Consider the following 689-nt stretch of genomic DNA (forward strand, 5'->3'; position numbering starts at 1 on the left):
TTCCTTAACCGTAAGTGTCCATGACCGGATTGATATCAAACGGATCCTGGATAAAGTAGAATCAGTCCTTAGGGAAGAATGGCACGAATATGATTTGTTCCTCCCGGCATCAGACGGGAAACGTCTTCAGCAATTCAAAAAATATAGCATGATTACATCACTAGAATTTTTGGAAGAAAAAGAAGGGTATGCTCTTCATGGATTCATCCATCCTGAGCATCCACTTAAACATCAGATTTTATAAAGGTAGGAAATAAGCAACATGACTATTCAACAATTAAAAAGACAAGCAGAAAACGATATTGCCAAACAACACGAAGAAGTCGATCGGATTGTAGAAGAAAACCAGGCGAGTGTACTGAATGCTTTTCAAAAACTCAGAGTCAGTGATTCCCATTTCAATCCGACAACGGGCTACGGATACGATGACTTTGGCCGAGATACGTTAGAAGCACTATATGCGGAAATATTCCGGGCAGAGGATGCACTTGTCCGCCCGCAGATCATCTCAGGAACACACGCCATCACCACCTCCTTATTCGGAGTGCTGAGGCCAGGAGATGCTTTGTTGTACATTACAGGAGAACCCTATGACACTCTTGAAGAGGTTATTGGTAAGAACGATGGTCAAGACACAGGCTCATTGATTGATTTTGGCGTCTCTTATAGTTCTGTTCCCCTGACAAACG

Annotated in this window: 1 protein-coding gene and 1 pseudogene; both read left to right on the top strand. The window is 42.7% G+C overall.

Going from position 1 to position 689, the window contains the following annotated elements:
• Positions 1-244, top strand: a pseudogene (locus LD39_RS23120) (GTPase HflX); the annotation flags it as partial.
• 18 nt (positions 245-262) lie between these two features.
• The coding region (locus LD39_RS13620; RefSeq protein ID WP_035547931.1) for a methionine gamma-lyase family protein at positions 263-689 on the top strand (427 nt) is incomplete at its 3' end.

The sequence above is a fragment of the Halobacillus sp. BBL2006 genome (assembly GCF_000786645.1).
Taxonomy (GTDB): domain Bacteria; phylum Bacillota; class Bacilli; order Bacillales; family Halobacillaceae; genus Halobacillus.